Origin of the sequence: Photobacterium kishitanii (genome assembly GCF_000613045.3) — a bacterium.
GTDB lineage: Bacteria > Pseudomonadota > Gammaproteobacteria > Enterobacterales > Vibrionaceae > Photobacterium > Photobacterium kishitanii.
In genome coordinates this window covers 1,319,672-1,337,912 of the sequence record NZ_LN794353.1, presented here as the reverse complement: position 1 = coordinate 1,337,912, position 18,241 = coordinate 1,319,672, and the positions used below count along the sequence as shown (strand labels likewise).

Annotated in this window: 13 protein-coding genes and 6 tRNA genes; 6 read left to right on the top strand and 13 right to left on the bottom strand. The window is 35.9% G+C overall.

Features of this window, described 5'->3' with window-relative positions; translation table 11 throughout:
* Nucleotides 1-244 precede the first annotated feature (244 nt).
* The 5 genes from PPBDW_RS20915 to PPBDW_RS20895 all read right to left on the bottom strand — a co-directional run bounded on the left by PPBDW_RS20915 (nt 245) and on the right by PPBDW_RS20895 (nt 755).
* A tRNA-Asn gene (locus PPBDW_RS20915) sits at nt 245-320 on the bottom strand.
* Nucleotides 321-327: 7 nt separating this feature from the next.
* Nucleotides 328-412 (bottom strand) — tRNA-Tyr (locus tag PPBDW_RS20910).
* A 9-nt stretch (nt 413-421) separates the two neighbouring features.
* Nucleotides 422-497, bottom strand: a tRNA-Thr gene (locus tag PPBDW_RS20905).
* A 51-nt stretch (nt 498-548) separates the two neighbouring features.
* Nucleotides 549-625, bottom strand: a tRNA-Asp gene (locus tag PPBDW_RS20900).
* A 39-nt stretch (nt 626-664) separates the two neighbouring features.
* Nucleotides 665-755 (bottom strand) — tRNA-Ser (locus tag PPBDW_RS20895).
* Nucleotides 756-1,358: 603 nt separating this feature from the next.
* Here PPBDW_RS20895 and PPBDW_RS20890 point away from each other — a divergent pair.
* The 3 genes from PPBDW_RS20890 to PPBDW_RS20880 all read left to right on the top strand — a co-directional run bounded on the left by PPBDW_RS20890 (nt 1,359) and on the right by PPBDW_RS20880 (nt 4,140).
* On the top strand, nt 1,359-2,789 hold the full coding sequence (locus tag PPBDW_RS20890) for a sodium-dependent transporter (protein WP_036792367.1): 1,431 nt from the start codon (nt 1,359-1,361) through the stop codon (nt 2,787-2,789).
* Between the two features lie 604 nt (nt 2,790-3,393).
* The gene (locus tag PPBDW_RS20885; protein WP_054262212.1) at nt 3,394-3,747 is read left to right on the top strand and encodes a hypothetical protein; all 354 of its coding nucleotides are present in this window, start codon (nt 3,394-3,396) and stop codon (nt 3,745-3,747) included.
* A 36-nt stretch (nt 3,748-3,783) separates the two neighbouring features.
* A complete protein-coding gene (locus PPBDW_RS20880) occupies nt 3,784-4,140 on the top strand; it encodes a hypothetical protein (RefSeq protein ID WP_036792364.1) in 357 nt (118 codons plus the stop codon).
* 707 nt (nt 4,141-4,847) lie between these two features.
* On the opposite strand, the gene PPBDW_RS20875 is transcribed toward PPBDW_RS20880, so the two are convergent.
* Nucleotides 4,848-4,938, bottom strand: a tRNA-Ser gene (locus PPBDW_RS20875).
* 197 nt (nt 4,939-5,135) lie between these two features.
* Between PPBDW_RS20875 and PPBDW_RS20870 the strand changes: the two genes are divergently transcribed.
* The 3 genes from PPBDW_RS20870 to PPBDW_RS20860 all read left to right on the top strand — a co-directional run bounded on the left by PPBDW_RS20870 (nt 5,136) and on the right by PPBDW_RS20860 (nt 7,252).
* Entirely contained in the window at nt 5,136-5,843 is a 708-nt protein-coding gene (locus PPBDW_RS20870) for an SDR family oxidoreductase (RefSeq protein WP_036792361.1), read from the top strand.
* Nucleotides 5,844-6,000: 157 nt separating this feature from the next.
* Nucleotides 6,001-6,885 (top strand): DMT family transporter, encoded by an 885-nt coding sequence (locus tag PPBDW_RS20865; RefSeq protein WP_036792358.1) that lies wholly within the window; start codon nt 6,001-6,003, stop codon nt 6,883-6,885.
* 112 nt (nt 6,886-6,997) lie between these two features.
* Nucleotides 6,998-7,252, top strand: coding sequence for a hypothetical protein (locus PPBDW_RS20860; protein WP_036792357.1), 255 nt, complete (start codon nt 6,998-7,000; stop codon nt 7,250-7,252).
* Between the two features lie 48 nt (nt 7,253-7,300).
* Here the strand turns inward: PPBDW_RS20860 and PPBDW_RS20855 are convergent, their stop codons facing one another.
* The 7 genes from PPBDW_RS20855 to PPBDW_RS20825 all read right to left on the bottom strand — a co-directional run bounded on the left by PPBDW_RS20855 (nt 7,301) and on the right by PPBDW_RS20825 (nt 18,107).
* Nucleotides 7,301-7,870: an Lcl C-terminal domain-containing protein gene (locus PPBDW_RS20855; RefSeq protein ID WP_036792356.1), complete on the bottom strand. Its 570-nt coding sequence runs from the start codon at nt 7,868-7,870 to the stop codon at nt 7,301-7,303.
* Nucleotide 7,871: 1 nt separating this feature from the next.
* Nucleotides 7,872-9,353 (bottom strand): Lcl C-terminal domain-containing protein, encoded by a 1,482-nt coding sequence (locus PPBDW_RS20850; protein WP_036792355.1) that lies wholly within the window; start codon nt 9,351-9,353, stop codon nt 7,872-7,874.
* A 3-nt stretch (nt 9,354-9,356) separates the two neighbouring features.
* Nucleotides 9,357-11,669: a proprotein convertase P-domain-containing protein gene (locus PPBDW_RS20845; RefSeq protein WP_054262211.1), complete on the bottom strand. Its 2,313-nt coding sequence runs from the start codon at nt 11,667-11,669 to the stop codon at nt 9,357-9,359.
* 15 nt (nt 11,670-11,684) lie between these two features.
* A complete protein-coding gene (locus PPBDW_RS20840; RefSeq protein WP_036792354.1) occupies nt 11,685-13,799 on the bottom strand; it encodes a TonB-dependent hemoglobin/transferrin/lactoferrin family receptor in 2,115 nt (704 codons plus the stop codon).
* Nucleotides 13,800-13,836: 37 nt separating this feature from the next.
* Nucleotides 13,837-15,831, bottom strand: coding sequence for a prolyl oligopeptidase family serine peptidase (locus PPBDW_RS20835; protein WP_036792351.1), 1,995 nt, complete (start codon nt 15,829-15,831; stop codon nt 13,837-13,839).
* A 201-nt stretch (nt 15,832-16,032) separates the two neighbouring features.
* A complete protein-coding gene (locus tag PPBDW_RS20830) occupies nt 16,033-17,076 on the bottom strand; it encodes a histone deacetylase family protein (RefSeq protein ID WP_036792350.1) in 1,044 nt (347 codons plus the stop codon).
* Nucleotides 17,076-18,107, bottom strand: a complete 1,032-nt coding sequence (locus PPBDW_RS20825; RefSeq protein WP_036792348.1) for an extracellular solute-binding protein — start codon at nt 18,105-18,107, stop codon at nt 17,076-17,078. The genes PPBDW_RS20830 and PPBDW_RS20825 overlap by 1 nt, the downstream gene beginning before the upstream one ends.
* Nucleotides 18,108-18,241 lie beyond the last annotated feature (134 nt).

Below are 18,241 nucleotides of genomic sequence, written 5' to 3'. Positions count from 1 at the left end.
TATCAAATTTTAGACATAGAAAAGCCCGCAATTACTTGCGGGCTTTTCTATTTGGCTCCCTCTACTGGACTTGAACCAGTGACATGTGAATTAACAGGCCGCTAATCTTCCCAATAAAGAAGCACCAACTGAACTAAGAGATAATTAATAGCAATAGATAAACTACTATTCGAGTGCTAAACACCCTATTACTATCAAATTTTAGACATAAAAAAGCCCGCAATTGCTTGCGGGCTTTTCTATTTGGCTCCCTCTACTGGACTTGAACCAGTGACATACGGATTAACAGTCCGGCGTTCTACCAACTGAACTAAGAGGGAATTGTAATGGTGGTGGGAGAAGGATTCGAACCTTCGAAGGCAGTGCCGGCAGATTTACAATCTGCTCCCTTTGGCCACTCGGGAATCCCACCGAAATTTAATGGTGCCGACTACCGGAGTCGAACTGGTGACCTACTGATTACAAGTCAGTTGCTCTACCTACTGAGCTAAGTCGGCACAAAATTTCGTTACATAGCATGTTAATTAATTAACACCATGTCTTTATGTTGGCGGAGCGGACGGGACTCGAACCCGCGACCCCCGGCGTGACAGGCCGGTATTCTAACCAACTGAACTACCGCTCCAATTCTTTATAAAACCCGATAAATCGAATCTTCAGAATTTGGCGGAGAGATAGGGATTTGAACCCTAGATACGCTATAAACGTATGCCGGTTTTCAAGACCGGTGCTTTCAACCACTCAGCCATCTCTCCAATGCCGCGAATAATATAGTCGAGCGCGCTCACTGTAAAGTAATAATAATAATAAAAACATCAACTGTAGATTTCTCCGCCAATGCTGATTAAAAACAATCAAAACAAGATCAATAATACATCAATGATGAAATTTCATCACAAGTCTAAGTTATTACCACGATAACTTCCGCCATATACCTAACTTATATGCTTTGAAATAGCTTAGTATCAGAATAACTACCTATATATAACCATCATTCCACTAAACAATATTACTTATATAGCTACTGAGTAAAATCTTTATCTAAGTTGGATTAAAACGCCACTTTAGCATTTTATGCTACCACTAAAAACCCACCAAAAATAAAAGCAACACATTGTTTATTAACAACTTTAACCATAAAATTATTATTAAGGTTCACTTTTATTACTTACCTAGCTACAGTTTTTCATTTCAAAGCAATAAAATACATGATAAAAAGTAACCAATATATTTAACAAATCCATATCTTTACTAAAACAAACCCTTTATGTTTCATCTCACCACCCTTAAGTAAATATGTGTAGTAAATATATTATCCTTTAAAATCAATTACCTTAATCATAATCACAGGATCATGTATGGATACAACATCATCAGTAACATCGAATAGAGGGACATGGAGTTCAAAACTGGGCTTCGTGATGGCAGCAGCAGGATCTGCTGTAGGTTTAGGTAATATTTGGAAATTCCCTTACACCGCAGGTGAAAATGGCGGCGGTGCATTCGTTTCTATTTATCTACTATTTGTTATCGTGATTGGCTTTAGCGTTATGCTGACAGAATTTGCAGTCGGACGTAAAACAGGACTATCTGCAGTAGGAGCCTTTAAAACCACGGATCGTCGCTGGACTTTTGTCGGCATCTTAGGCGTGCTCAGTGGCCTATTAATCATGGGCTTCTATCCGGTTGTTGGTGGCTGGGCTATTGCTTATATCTATAAAGTCGCTACTGGTTTATTGAGCCAACCCGATGCTATTGGTGACAGTTTTAGTGGCTTTATTGCTAACCCACTACAACCTCTCTTTTGGATGGGACTATACCTACTCTTTAATATTCTAGTAGTCATGCGTGGTGTATCTGGCGGCATTGAGAAAGCCGGTAAAATTTTAATGCCACTATTGTTTATCATTTTAATGATCGTATCAATCAAAGGCTTGACTCTACCTGGCGCTATGGCTGGATTAGAATTTTTGTTTAAGCCTGACTTTTCAAAAATTGATAGTTCCGTTGTATTGGCTGCATTAGGACAAGCATTCTTCTCATTAAGCTTAGGCATGGGCTGCATGCTAACTTACGGTAGCTACCTGCGCAAAAAAGAGAACCTTGTACAAACGACAGCAATGGTCACAGCAATGGATACAGGCGTAGCATTACTCGCTGGTATTGCAATGTTCCCTGCTATGTTCGCTTTTGGAATGGAACCATCAGCAGGCCCAGGTTTAGTATTCGTGGTTGTGCCACAACTGTTTGCTGAGATGGGCGGTATTGGTTTAATACTCGCAATATTGTTCTTTATCGGCTTAAGTGTTGCAGCACTTACCTCTTCAGTATCATTACTAGAGGTCGTCGTGGCTTACTTAATTGATGAAAAAGGCTTTAGCCGTGTTACCGCAGTACTTATAGCTAGCGGAGTAATGGCATTACTATGTATCTTAGCCTCATTATCTATTGGCGGTTTGGGTCCAACACTATTTGCTACTGGCGCTTTTGATATTTTTGATTTATTAACCGATAAAATCTTTTTAGCGATTGGTGGTATGTTGGTCTGCCTTTTTGCTGGTTGGCGTTTAGATCGCAGCGAATTGAAAAAAGAAATCACCAACGACGGCAAAGTTTCATTTCCACTGTTTAATGTCTGGTATGTATTGATTAAATACATTATTCCAGTAGCTATCGCAATTGTTGCTATTTCTGGCGTTAAAGCCGGTTTTGACAGTAATAAAGGGGAAATTATGATCCTTGGGTTAATCATCATTGGTTTGTGCGGCGTTTTCTCAAAAAAACTGTAACTATCATGTCGATATAACTCACTCAGCCGCTGATTATAATCAGCGGCTTTTTTATTGCCTGAGTTAGCACTTTTCTGCCTCCTTGTTGCTATTTCTGGTTACAGGTACACTGTTCATAGAATAAACAAAATGCTAATAAAGGATTATCAATGAAGAACATTATCGCATTTATCTTATTAGGCATGGTTGTAACAGGCTGTGCAGGATCTCAAGGTACAACCATTCAAACGCACGGCAGCATTGAAGCACGACAAAGTATTCACTAATTAATTATTCGCCTTACTTCCCGAGTAAGGCGATACAAGTGGCACTTATCGTAATACTCATTTATAGATTAAATAAGCTAAAATGTCCTTATATTGATATTTTTCGTCTTTATATTGACATATTACTATTATACAAACCCTATATAATGCCCTCATACCAAACATTACAACAAACTATAAATCATATGAAAACACTAAATATATAATTAGTGTTTTTATCATGCTTGATATATAAAAATTCAAATATTAATCACAGCATTGAAATGAGAAAAATAATTACGACTTTTTATTTATCTCTATGAACATATTCCAAACCAATAAAACACAGAGAATCTCATATGAATATAAAAAAGAACCTATTTTTATTATCTATGGCTATCCCTACATTTATTACTGGCTGCAGTAATCCAATGACATGGGCTGATGATTATATGACTCAAAAAGCCAATTTCCTTTTTGAACAGGAAGGCTACACCTTGACAGATAATACTGAGTGCAAGTTCTTATCTCAAAAGAAAGGGAACTATAAATCTTATGTTATATGTACTGGTACTACCGACAATGGTAGCCCTATATCTCTTAAAGGCGGTCAATTAAGACATTCAGACAGACATGGTAATAAAGAACGCTACATTGGAAAAATTTCGGGAAGAAAAGTCTTTGTTAATCATGGTTATGGGTTTGATAACTAACTTAACCATACTACACACTATTTAATGAGAATCACTATGAATAAAATGATGACACTTTTTGTAGCATTTGTATGTCTACTCTCCCCTTTATCAGCTTCGGCAAAGCAAATCTCAAATAAAGAATATTGTAGGGCAGTTATCGCAGCTTACACCGAAACACCAAGAAATAAACTGACATTTAAAGGAACGTCACACTATCATTATATATTTAAAGCACAGAAAAAAACATATGAGTGCGTGTATAAAAAAAATGATAAATATAAATTAAAGAGACGTAACCAAGATCATTGGCTTAAACAATCATTTTTAGCTTATCGTCGCCATCAACATATTATTGTTTTTGTCGGCAATCACAAACATACCTATAAAATAAAAAGGTGTGGCAATGAATAGATTATTCAAACATTGTTGTATGCTTATAGCTGCATTAATATTACTACAAGGTTGTGTTTTTTTACCCGATCATCACCATGGATATTATAAACATGATCACTGGTGTAAACATTGCCACAAGCATAAACACAATCATAAGCGATAATATATATTAATTTTTTATTATATAGCTAAGCCAGCTTTTTATTTATCTAACTTAATTATTACATGATTGCTTGTTAAATTAATAAAATGATATAAACCGAGTCTACACTCGGTTTATCTTTAATTATATTTTGCTCAATTCTTTAAAATGTTGTCTAAGCTTATCTAACAACTTAATCGCTCATCTGCTGTATCATGGTCAAGAACATCATATGCTTCTCGCAATAATGTTGATTCAGAATCATTATATGATAAGAGGCAATCGCTGCTCCCTCCTATGACTTCATTAAACAGCTCTTTACCTCATTCTTTAATGCTAGAGGCTTATTGTTACGCTCTAACGTAACATCGGCAATAATAGTCATAGATAATGATACTTAATACGAAAAAACTAAAAATCATCATCATTAATGACGAATCGTGAGTTACATAGCATCAACATAAATCAGAGTAATCAAAGGAGAGAGGAAAAGAGATTTAACCCTGCTTTAAATTCACTATTAATACGTATCTTTTATTCAGACGTAAAAAAGCCGCTGTAAAAACAGCGGCTTTTTTATATTTGGCGGAGAGATAGGGATTTGAACCCTAGATACGCTATAAACGTATGCCGGTTTTCAAGACCGGTGCTTTCAACCACTCAGCCATCTCTCCATGCAGCGTATATTATAGTGGTCGGAATTGGCTGTAAAGCACTTATTCTTAAAAGGAATTTAACTGCGTAATTATTAAACCAAACAGATAATTATTGTGTATTTTATCATACATCCAATCTTAAAATAATCTCACTATAATGAAATTTAGCAGCCATGGTTAAAATAACCATGCGCAACTATCTCAAGGAGGATCAAATGAAAGCATTAATTATTGGTGGAACTGGAGGCATTGGGCTTGCGATTATCAAACAATTATTGATTCTTAAACCTAATGCACAAATCCATGCAACATTTTTTCGGCACCAACCACGTTATCAACATCCACAACTACATTGGCATCACGTTGATATAACTATAGAAACAGAGATTTCCACGCTGGCTACCCAATTCATCCAGCTTGATCTTATGATCAATGCCGTGGGTATACTTCACACAGCTACACATTCACCAGAAAAGTCGATTCAACACTTCGAGGCTGATTTTTTCTATACCAATATAAAAACTAACACCTTACCAACCTTGTTACTGGCTAAGCATTTTATGGTTCAGCTAAAAGCCTCGCGCCGCAGTTATTTTGTCACAATCTCTGCCAAAGTCGGCAGTATTGAAGATAATAGATTAGGTGGTTGGATTAGTTACCGAACCTCTAAAGCGGCCCTTAATATGGCAATTAAAACCATTAGTATTGAATGGCGACCTAAACTTCCTCGATGTTGTGTTATCGCTTTTCATCCTGGTACAACAGCAAGTGCTCTTTCTGAGCCTTTTCAACACAATGTATCCCCACACAAATTATTCACGCCTAAATATACCGCACAATGCTTATTGGAATTATTATCAAGATTAACGCCACACAACAGCGGACAATTTCTAAGCTACAATGGCGACATTATTGCTTGGTAAGTATTAGTAACTCTTAGAAATACTTATACCAGTTAACATTATGTCATTATACATAACGTTAAATTCATCATAAGATGCAAATTCACCAATGCTATTGTTTGCACTATTCAAGCTCAACTAGCACCACAATCTCACCTTGTTTATTTCGGTAGGTATAATGAAAAAACGCTCTGTTGGCTTTGCAATGACCATTTTGATTATTGGTAATTTAGTAGCGGTACTTTCTGACGCCTTAATTAAAACTATGGGTAAAGATGCAGCGATATTTCAGTTCGTGTTTTTCCGTCAACTATCAGCAGTCATTATCTTACTGCCCTTTTGTTTAACGGCAACTAAGCAAAGTTTTTTAATCGGCTTAAAATGGCATTTTGTGCGAGCTCATGTATGGTTATTAGGTGCGATTTTTATGGTGATTTCATTAAGCACCCTCCCTTTAGCAACGGCTAATGCTATTTTCTACGCAGCCCCCTTGATCATGCTTCCGCTGGCAATGATTATTTATGGTGAAAAACTCAGCCGTTATTCTATTGGTGCTGGTATTATTGGCTTTGCTGGCGTGTTAGTCATTGTGCGTCCAACAGACATTAGTTGGGCTGCTTTTGGCGCATTAGTAGTCGCATTAACCATTGCGATAAATAACCTATTTATTCGTAAACTACCAACACAACAAAGTGTTGCCCAGACATTATTATTGACCAACTTAATCGGCATGCCTGCGTCACTAATATTAGCATTATTGGAGAATAGACCATGGGATTGGTCGCCGCTCATTACTGCATCAGGCTCTAGCGCATTAATTTTGATCTATGCTGCAACTTGCGTAGTTGCTTACCGTGCAGTGGAAAGTAATAAAATTGCCAGTGCCGAATACAGTGGTTTAATTGGTGCAGTCATTGTCGGATATTTATTATTCAACGAAGTGCCTGACACAACTACTCTGATAGGCACTGTTATGATCATAGCACCACTATTATGGTTAGCAAAAGTTGAAAGGAAACAGCATAAAAAAGATTCAATTCAAGCGATTGCTGTTAATGAATAATACAATCTTTCATTGCAGAACTTCTTACATACAAAATATAAAACTCAGCATATGCTATTTATAACCACAAATAATATGTGACTTCATCGTTATTTTACATAGGATGTCTGTAATGAAAAAAGCACTAAAAATAAATAACATTTATATCAATATGGAAACGATTGTTGCTTTTGATTTAAATTATAAAATTGACGGTAATCGCGCCCTTTATTTACTTACCAATAGTTCTGAATTGCCCTTTTTAGAAGTTGAAGTTGATGATATAAACTTTGAGGAATGTAAAGATTACCAAGCACAAAAAGTCACTACAGCTGAATTTATTCGTATTAAACGTGAACTATGTGTTTATATGGGGATCACGCTTTAGTGACTAAGACGACCCTGTCTACCAACAAGGTCGTCTTGTTATTTTTTCTTACTCAGCAACTAATAAACTACTATAAGTTGCAGCATTTACGCCCTGCTTAAAGATAAGCCCATCACTCAGACCAAAAATATATGCTTCGTCTGCTATCATGCTTGGAGTCGCAGACCAAACTGTTCCTGCAACAGAATATGCATCCTTTACACTATTTGGAAACGCAATACGATTAACCGCTGGAATATAACAAGATGTCTCTTGCAATGACTGTAATTCCTTAATATTTGGTAATCGCCAATGTTTAATACCCGCAAACTGGCGTAAATAATGTGATGATAATGGGCTATTAATATTTTTGACTGTCATAAGTGCAGACTGCCAACTATTTACCATTGGTTCACCTGTACACGAATTTTCAGTCGCATCCCAGTGCATACCAACGAGACAACGCATCCAAGTTAATCCCGTCTTAATATCTTTAACAGTACCGTTATTGTTCATTATATAGCGACTATTGGGTGCACTTAATGGCACACCTTGTAAACAAATTTGATCGGGTGCTGCATAAACAGAATTAGCAAATATCGCAATAACTAATATTAGCATTTTATTGGTTAATTTCATTTTAATATTCCTTACTTGCGACCATTCGAACGGGTAATGTATTTGCATCCTCACAAGACTTTCCACTCGCAGAAACAGATTTTGGACAAAGAATTAGATTACTAGCATCAGTATGACCCGTTGTATCACCAAGTTGATCAAGTCCAATAAAATGGACATTTTCATAATATGAAATAGCGCGAGAACTATTCCAATACCAACCCGCGCCCCAATCACCTTTGATCATATTGGGGAAATAAGATAAATCCATACCACTTGTTATTCCTAAATTAGGCTGTACTTCAGCGGCACCTAAATCAAGTAAATCAAATTGTTCTGATGCTGTTGGTAAACGCCAATTTTTTTTGCCACATAATGCTCTTTGATTTAAATATTTTGCATATTGTTGAGTATTGCACATTGATGAATCACTATCGGTGGAACAAGTCGCTGCCGCTATATCACCCTGATTAGGTGTATATCCCGATGCCTTGATCGCAAACAAACGATTTTTATCACGCGGGCTCGTTACATCGTCAATTTTAACTTCCCATATAAGTCCTGTATTACCATCTTCAACACATGTCCACTGCGGTGCGGATGGAGGTAACTCATTACCCTTGTTATCTAATTTAATTAGCTTAAAGCCTTTAACTCCTGCACGATCTAAACCATACTGAGCATCTTGCCCTGGATATTCTTCACTAGGATATGACTGTAATTTCCCATCAACTAAATAAGACGTCACTCCTGTATCATTGCTGCCAACAATTGTTAATTGTTGCTGTCTAATTTTATCTTTTACTGTTTTTATCGCTTGCGCATTATTACTTACAAACGCGGGTACTAACTCATCAAGATGCTCACCAAGTTGACTAATCGTCGTTATATAGTTCTGATTATTGAGACGATTTAGCTCAATAAAATATTGAATTAAATTATGGTTAAACAATTCATATTTTTTCTGAGCAACTGCATCACCTAATGCAATATTATTAAGATCTGTAATTTGTGGACTGATCGTTTTTTGCAATAGTAACGTCATTTTATTTACAGCATCTAAAAACGATAGTGGTGATGAAACTCGATTCATCAACCCATAAATCAAAGTAGATACAGGCGCTATTGATAGTATGCTGTGCTCTGGATAATTATTAGCCGCAGGAATTAATAAACGAAACTCTTCAGATGTTTGAGAAGATTTAGCAGAGACAACTATCGCCTGTGTCAATAACTCTGTATTATTATGCTGTAGAGAAAAATCACCACGTGTAGATACCGTATTAATGTCTTTCTCGCTACAACTCAAATCACCATCAAGATCGACACATACTGAAATATCATTACTAATTTCAGAGCTGTTCGCGAGCTCACCTTGTAATTTATAGTTCAACTGTGTCGAACCAGAAGTAGTCGTTGCAGTTGATGAGTCAGATGAACCACTATTACACCCAACTAAAGCTAAAGCAATAAAAGACCCAATAATAGATATTTTATAATTCATAAATTAATCCTTTTTACCATGACCGAAATGACGAATAAATAAAGCTGATACCATTAATAACCAAGATATCCAGCCAACACTACCTCCTGATTTAGAATTATTAGTAACCAATGATTGTGATTTATGCTCATGTTTTGAATCGGTTTTATTTGAATCCGGTTGTTGATAACTTGAAATATTAGCAATTCCCCATGACACTAATTTTCCTTTTTCACCCGGGACCCGATCAATAATTTTCAATTGCCATAACCCTTTTAATGGTATTCCGACTAATGCTTTCAATTTATTATTATATTTAGCCATTAATAATCGCTTAAATTGCGTTGGCTTAATATTCTCATAAACTAATAATGGTATTTCTTGATCACCTGCAGGCGTAATAATACTGATTTTAAGATCAGATATACGTGGATGCTCAATATCCAATGAAATAGCAAAGTTATCGCTTAGTAAGTCCTCACTATTAATGGCAAGTGACATATTTTTTTCACCTACAGCAACCACACCTAAATCATTTATAGCCTTTGCATCGACTAAAAGAGAATTAACATCCTTTACTGGTAAAGAAAGTATTGGTTTACACATAACAAAAGGTAACTGTGTATTCTGTTGCTGTACTTTCTGAGAATCTCCAATATTAATACTGGTATTAATATCTACCCAAAAACGTTCACCGCAACGTGGAGCTTGTGATAAATTAACATTAACTTTCAATGCTTGATGGTTATTAAATTTCTCAAAATCATAACCTTCATTTATTGACGGATTAATATCAATCACAACATTACCTAAAGGCGCATGAGTCATATTATAAGCATCAACTGTTAATGATTGATGATTATCGTTCTTCTCCAAAAATTGAGGTGCGTAATAAGCAATACTATTTGATAAAATATTATGCTGTTGAAAATAAAATCTAAATGTCTTGGCATAATAAGCATCATGAGGATGTAGAAGATGCGCAGCTTGAATAATACTTTGGGCTGCCTGGGGCATTGTCGCTCCAGCACCTAATGCAGCAATACCTTCCCATATAATCTTATCAACTTCTGCATGTGCAATATCTCCCTTCTCAGCCACTGCTGCTTTTAAGGTTGAGAATAAAGGTGTTGACCATAACTGATCGACATTTGATCCATTGCGAACAACATGGGCTGGATATTCCAAACCGGATATATATTTAGCTTCACTATCATTAACGGTACGTGTTGATATTTTACTAGTATTAATACCATCCCACCGAAATACAGTATCAATATCATAATATGGATTATTCCTATAAGTGTAAGAAGCTGCCCAATAATCACCTAACCCTTCACCAATAGCACCAGTATCACCTTCTTCCCAATTACTAATTAAACGATAGTTAATCATATGTGCCAGTTCATGCAAAATAACACCGGCATCTTCCGCATCGGCAGACATACCATTACCAAAAACAATCAGATTCTGTGCACTATAAGTCGTTGAATTATCTTTATTACCGAAAAAAGCATCTACCCGTACTGGTTGTGAAAAGAGATCAAAACCAAGACTATTTAAATAACGAATAGATTGATCAATATGATAAAAAGCCATGGTATTTAAAAATGCAGTATCACCCGCTTCATAATCAGCAATATCACGACGATAAATAAAATCATTTACAGATGTTGTTAATCCTTGCTGACTATTTATCACATCCGCTTCTTGGATATTATCGCCATCAATATCAAATGCTTTAACATCGACCATCTGCACGCGGCTATTCGATAAATAGCGCACGCCATTGATCTCTGTAACCTCAATATTGTCATGCTGCTGATAAACACTTTGGGGCAATACTTGTGTATATTTTAAAGTGGAACTTTTAAGTTGTGTTACAGGATCAGGATCGAATACCTGTACGACAGCATCAACTGTTCGTGCTGCTGTAACATCAGCATGATCGCCCATCATATCAAGTTGGACTTGGCGCTGATCAAGTTTTGCATTAGTACATTGATCAACTGATTTTAAGTGCGTAAACAACTGAATGACTTGATGTGTTTTTTTATCCACATCCACGACCACAGTACTATGACATGCTTTACCATTAACAATATCTTGATAAAATCGATATTGTTTTGCCGCTAAACTCTCGGTTTCTTTATCAAACACGAGTCCAGTCAGTGGTTCACCAGATAATAATGGATATTGAGATTCGACCCACAGACGAGCATCATCTTCTGATGATATTACTGCTGGTTGAGATGGGAAATAAAGTTCACTTGCGATTACAAAACTGGGAGTAAATAATAATGATGGTATTATCATCGCAAAAATATTTTTTTTCATAGTAAATCCCTTTATTTAAAACTTATAACTCATAGATACATTAAAATTACGTCCAGCTTCAGTATTATATCTATTGTTATATTCCGATAGACCAGCAACATCTTGATAACGAATATATTCATGATTCAAAATATTATTGATATTGGCATTAACACTAAGATTATTAATTGGCTCATAACTAAAACCTAAATCAACCGTTCCCCACCCAGATGTACGCGAACACGATAAAGGATCGACACTATCTCCACACTGCGGAACTTTATTCATCGCGGCAGCAAAATTCCAACGTACAAAGGCATCAAAATCTTGGCTATAATCTAACGTTAAACCGCCTTCCCATGGGGATGACGTTGAAATATAATTACTTTCATCATCCTTCGCCGTGACAACAGAAAAATCAGCAGATGCCGTTAATGTTTCTGTTAATTCAGCACTTGTGCTTAATTCAAAGCCATATGACGTTACTTTATCAACGTTAATATAACGAACTTCCATACGCCCGTTATCTTCATTGAAACGATCGTTATGTGGACTAATAAAGTTATTATATTTACTATAAAATACAGCTGCATTTAGCGTATAAATACCTTGTCTAGCTTTAAACCCTAATTCAAAGTTATCACTGGTTTCAGCTTCTAAATTATAATTAGGTAAAATATCAAATGGTGGAATACCATCATGTGGTACATAACCATAAACTTTGGCATAATTAGGTGCGTTAAAACCACGGTTATAGCTAAGATAAGCCTTAAGATCTTGATTAAAATTATAAGCTACAGATAACGAAGGTGATAATGCGTCAGATGTCATGTCATCTAAAGTTGATAAACCATTTAGGCCAACATTAACAAATTGACTTTTATTTTGAGGCTGCATTAACTGATAGTCATAACGCAATCCTGCACCAAATTCCCAATCATTCCAGTTAATATCATCGTGGATGTAAAAGCCCATTTCGTAGGTATTAGCATCCGCAAAGGGGTGGCTACGTTCTAAGCTTGAATGACCATTAAAATCAACTCGTTTATCCATAATACGCCGATGATTTTTATACGCCGTATCCACACCCCACACAATATTATGTCGCTCTAATTTGCGTTGGAACTGCGTTTTTAATCCATATTTTTGCTCATTAAACTCACCACGATCAGCATAATAATAATGTTCAGTAATATTTCTATTTTTCTTATGCTCATAATAATATTTTTTACGATCACTATTTGTATTAGCGTAATAACCAATTACTTTAGCATCGTCAAACAACATCATTCCAGCATCATTATAAAGATAAGTCAGTTGGTATTTATCTGTTGTCGTATCATTTTTTTCATTATACTCGTTAGTTAAAAACCCTAGCTGTTCATTACGAATCATACTATCTTGATATCGACTTAACTTGGTTGAAATTTGCTGATGATCACCAATATAAAAATCACTACTTAGTGATATATTAAAGCCATCAATATCACGATTATAAATAGCATGATCATAATTATCTGAGCCATTACCCCGCCATTGGCTATAACGAAGTAAATGTTCAGAATCACCTATACGTTGAGCAATATTAACTGTACCTTGGTATTTATTACTTTCACCAACATAATTTGTACTTACCTCAACAGCGGTATCTTTCATTGGCGTTAAATAGTCACTTGCATCTTTAGTCGTAACTATAACCATTCCACCTAATGCACCTGAGCCATACAATGATGAACCACCACCTTTTACAACTTCTATCTGTTTAGCTTCGGTTAAATCAAAACTATTACGTCCAACTTTATCGTTAAGATCTGTCGCACCATAGCCATCACCAGTTTCAACATCATCAGAAATAATTTTAATTCTATTACCTCTAACACCACGAATAGTAATATTTTGTGGTCGTCCGGCACCGCCGCTAACACTTACTCCCGCAACATTTTTAAGAGCATCGTATAATTCCGTTGCTCCTTGTTGACGCATATCTTGTTCAGTAACGACTGTAACTGAGCCATTAACTTCATAAGGCGTTTTTTCAATTTTTTGTGCTGTTACTAACACTTCTGAAAATTCTGTAATATTGTTATTAGTTTCTGCATATACATTTCCACAAAGCGTAGAAATAGCTACAGCAATCACTGTCTTCTTCATTATAATATCTTTAATTGTAAGCTATTTTTAAGGGTAATTATTTATTAAGCGACGATTGATTTAATAAAAACATATAATCCATTGCTTGCTGAGATAAAGCTTTTTTACCATCTGTATTATGGCCAGCTTTTAAATCAGTTAATAATAAATAAGGATTAGTTACTGTCGAATTTTTTTTAATTTTCGCAATATACTTTGCAGCCTCCCAAAAAGGTACTCGGCTATCATAAAGCCCACTACGAACTAATATAGGTGGATAAGGTTGTGACTTAATATTATCAAATGGACTATAGTCAGCAATAATTTTACGTTGCTGAACGTTATTTGGATTCCCCCATTCTTGGTATTGTTGTGATGTTAGCGGTAATGATGAATCAGACATACTGGTTAACACATCAACAAAAGGTACTTGTAATACCGCAGCTGTGAATAATTGCGGTTGTTGATTAATAGCTGCTGCCACTAAGGTACCACCAGCACTTGCTCCTATCGCTAAAATATCACGCTTAGCCTTAAGCTCCTTATTCGCTAATAACGGTATAGGGCTATAATGTTGCATCTTTTTCGCTACCGCAATGAAGTCGCTAATGCTATTTTGACGATAAATACCAGAGCCAGCTTTATGCCACTCTTCACCATTAAAACCACCACCACGTACATGCGCTATAGCATAAATAGCGCCTTTATCAGCAAGTGAAATAATTTGCGGCATGAAATATGGTCTCATTGTAACCCCATAAGATCCATAACCGTAAAGTATAACAGGTGATAATGGTGAAACTTTATCATTACGAAAGATTAAAGAGACTGGCACGTGAACACTACCATTCATCACTGTAATTTGTTTAGCTGTATAATTATCAGCATCAAAATTCTGATAGGTATCAGCAGAACTACTAACCAGATTACCTTTATTAATATCAATCGCTTGCCAAGCTGCTGGCTGTTTTAAACCCATAGTACGAATATTAATTACATTATTATTCGCATCAGTATTATTAGCCAACCACCCCGCACTGGCATCAGCAGATAATTTTTTAGAAAACAAAATATTGCCATCATGATCATAACTATTAAGAAAGGTTTGACCTTGATCTTTAATTTGAAGAATCACATTTTTATTAGATATAAACCAACGCTCTATATCACTTTTAGGATCAATGATTTTCAGCCAATCATTATGTTTACCCACACGATAAATTGCAAAAGAACCATCTTTATTTGATTTAATAAACCGCTGATTTTGAACGCTATCAACATAATATTCAACACCAGACAGCCGTGCTCTAACTAATACTTTTTGAGTAATATTATCTCTAGGTATTAAGTATTGTTCACTACTACTTTCATCGTTACTTTGAATAACAATAAATTTATTATCTGTTGTTACATAGCTAGAAACTAACCATTTAGGATCGCTTTCATTGAATAGAACATGTTTCTTGGTTGTTACTAAGTTAATCGATTCAACTTTATATGGCCTATATGTTAACTGGCTATTTTTGATTATAATAATATTATTATCATTAGCCCAAATAACATTATCACTATAACCTTGGCTACTACGATAGATAACTTTACCACTAGTAACGTCAAGCACAGTAACAGTATAATTATCATCACCGACAGTATTTTCAGTAATAATAATTTTCTTTAGATCAGGACTGATCGACCAATTACCATGTCGATAATATTTATAATTTTTAGCGCGCTGATTAAAATCAACTATAACTTTATCAGTATGCTCATCGTCAGTAACTAAAATACCATAGCCATTATTAATGATTTTATATTTATGACCATTAATATTATTCCATGGCTGATCAGCTTTATGAGTTGGCATATTTTCCCACTCTGATAACAGCTTTTCTTGTCCACTAGACAATGATGCTAAATATTTTTCAGCCTGTTGATTATGATCTACTAAAAAATCTATTACTCGAGGCTTTGCTCGAGTTTCATCTCTTAGCCAACACTCATCACAGTCATTATTTACCAACATATGAGCCAAAACTAACGGCGCTAAAAACATAAGACTAATACTTAAAAGGGATATAAAAAAGTGCCGCTATACTAACAACAAAAAAGTGCAATATCAATAATGATTCTCATTTAGATTTGCAATCTATCTATTTCTTCGCTCAAAAACCAAATATTACTTACAAAAAAAGCGATAACCATCAGGCTATCGCTTTTAATTTCACATGTATTTTTAATTATGCAGTATAGATAACTACACTCGTGCTTTATTAAAGCCATCAAGTACTGCAACGGTATTATGACCTAAATCATCAACCGCATAACCGCCTTCAAAAACAAATAAAGTCGGAATATTTAATAAACCAATCATCCAGCCAATATTTCGATAATCAGTGCGCATTAATTTAAAATAGCTGATTGGATCATCTGCAAAAGTATCCATTCCTAATGAAATCACTAATGCATCAGGCTGATATTCAGCAATACGCGCTAATGCCGTCGCTAATACTGGTTCATAAACAGACCAATCTGTTGTATGTAGTGGTAACGGTAAATTAAGATTAAAGCCTAGACCCTCCCCCTCACCTTCTTCATCGGCAAAGCCAAGGTAATGAGGATAATCGTAATCAGGATCGCCATGAATCGATGCAAATAACACATCACTGCGATTATAGAAAATACTTTGAGTGCCGTTGCCATGGTGGTAATCAATATCAAGTACTGCAACGCGCTTCGCGCCTTGACGAATAAAGCTTTCAGCTGCAATGGCTGCGTTGTTAGCATAACAATAACCGCCCATTAGATCAGGCGCAGCATGGTGACCAGGTGGACGACATAACGCAAACGCGGCGTGTTCACCTTGCTTAATTAAATCAACCCCCGTTAACGCACATTCAGTCGCTGCAACAATCGCTTTCCAAGAACCGGCGGTGATCGCCGCAGTCATATCAAAACTGTAATAACCTAAACGTCCTTCGATGTCTTTAGGAATACGGTTACGTAAATGACGTGCAGGTGCAAAACAGTATGGTGAGGCATCATGCACATCACCAAATGCTTCAACCCACTGATCCCAACAACTTGCTAGAAAATCAACGTAATCATCCGTGTGTACCCAACGCATAGGCGCATCACCATAGCTATTAGGCTCAACCATTGTGAAACCACCATGACTATTTAATGCATTAAGCACCATGTCTGCACGTTCTGGTTTTTCAAAACATGGGGTGGCTTCACCATTTAAAAATTCAAAACGTACATGATGTAAACGTTGTTTTTCAGTGTAGATAACTTTCATTATTTCTTCAGCTCCATCCAATAGCGCTGGTAGATTGCCGTCGCATCACCAACATCTGCCAAAAATTGACCTTTTTGCTTAATGGCTTTGGTTGGGAAAATAATATCACTATTACGAATAGTGTCAGGAAGATTATTTAATGATTCTAAATTAGGGGTCGCATAACCAATTTCGGTAACAATCTTAGCTTGATTTTCTGGTTTCAATAAGAAATTAATGAACTGATAAGCAGCATCTTTATGCTCACTCGCTGCCGGAATCACAATATTATCCATCCAGAAAATAGTGCCTTCTTGTGGGTAAGCAAATTTGAGCGCTGGATTTTCATTTGCTGCACGCACAGCAGTACCATTCCATTGCATACCGACTGAAACTTCACCAGCTATATACGGAATATGCGGTGCATCTGAATTAAACAGCGCCACATTTGGCATTAAGCTTTTAAGCGTTTCATAAGCCTGTTTAATTTCGGTTTCATCACGGCTATTCACACTGTGTCCATTCATGATCAATGCCATACCGAACACATCACGTGGATCATCGGTTAATAACACACTACCTTTAAACTCTGGCTTCCATAAATCTTTCCACTGAGTAATTTGTTTACCATCAACCACATCACTGTCGTAGCCTAACGCCGTACTACCCCATAAATACGGAATAGAATATTGATTATTCGGATCAAACGGCTGATTTAAAATCGTCGTATCTAACTGAGCAAAGGCTGTAATTTTACTATGGTCAAGTTTGGCTAATAAGCCTTCATCTGCCATTTTGGAAACATAGTAAGTAGATGGGAATACTAAATCATACCCTTTACCGTCGATCATTTTGATCTTGGTATACATCGTTTCATTACTTTCAAACGTTGAATAGTTAACCTTGATATCAGTTTCTTTAGTAAATTGAGTCAGTAATTCTGCAGGAAGATATTCTGACCAATTATAAATATTTAATGTGGTATCAGCGAGGGCTGGTTGAGCAACGAAAGAGCTAAGTAGAAGTGATGCAAGTAGATTCTTTTTAAACATTTCACCTATTACCAATATTCATATAAAGCTCGAAATAAGCTTCTCTTATTGACAATAACATAAATAAATTTAGTCAGTTATTTAGAAATTGTATGCAAATGCTACAAAAAATTGTATCCATTAATTCGTTAGTT